Annotated in this window: 1 protein-coding gene; it reads left to right on the plus strand. The window is 40.3% G+C overall.

Features of this window, described 5'->3' with window-relative positions:
• Positions 1-922, plus strand: a 922-nt coding sequence (locus PVA17_RS24820) for an IS110 family RNA-guided transposase (protein WP_274069352.1), incomplete at its 5' end; no start/stop codon positions are given.
• Positions 923-1,042 lie beyond the last annotated feature (120 nt).

The raw sequence follows: 1,042 nt of genomic DNA on the forward strand, positions 1-1,042 counted from the left end.
CGATAAAAAAGATGCACTAGTCATCGCTCGCTTATTAAAGGATGGACGTTTCAGTTATCCACGTATACTGAAAGACATTGAAGCTGAGCTTCGTATTGGTTCTACTCTTCGTTCAAAATTGACGGAGGATTTGGCTAGTATTAAAAATCGAATCATTCGTTGGCTTGATCGCTACTTTCCAGAGTTTACTCAAGTCTTTCCTAATTTCGGGAAGATGGCACTTGCGACACTAGAAATGACGCCATTACCAAAAGATATTAAAGAGAAAACAGCTGAAGAGCTGGTCTTTCTTTACCGACAGGTAAAGGGAATGAGAGCCCCACAGTTACCGAAAGCCAAGCTTCTTATCGAAGCCGCGAAAAACTCTATTGGACTAACAGAAGGAACACAGATGGCCCAACACGAAATCGCCACGCTCTTACGTCAGTATCGATTATTAGAAACCGAAATTGAAACTGTAAATAATCAATTAGCTGAAATGGCACAAACGACAATGGAATATGAAATACTGGCTTCAGTTCCTGGTTTAGGAGACGCGACAATCGTTGATTTACTTTCAGAAGTAGGAAGCTTCTCACTTTATGAAAATCCACGCCAACTTATAAAACTAGCGGGATTAACATTACGTGAAAGCTCGTCTGGTCAACATAAGGGACAAAAACATATCTCTAAACGAGGACGAAAGAAGCTTAGAAACACTCTATTCAAGGTTATAGTCCCGCTTATTCGTCATAACGAAGCGTTTAAAAAGCTTCATGAATATTACACAACAAGACAACAAAACCCCTTAAGGGGAAAGCAGTCAATGGTGATACTCTGTGGTAAATTACTGAAGGTATTACATGGCATCTGTAAAAAGAAAGTCTTTTTTAACGAGCAACATATGATGAATGACCTCTACTGTCTCGCAGAGGCAGCGTAATCAATTCTTTCATCGAACTATAAAAGAAGGATGACACGGAGAAGCCAGCAAAATAACTAAACTCAGACTATGAGTCTCTGGGGCAGCATAGCAGGCCTCTGCCTTATGAATAGACCGAAC

Origin of the sequence: Lysinibacillus sp. CNPSo 3705 (assembly GCF_028674935.1) — a bacterium.
Lineage (GTDB): Bacteria > Bacillota > Bacilli > Bacillales_A > Planococcaceae > Lysinibacillus.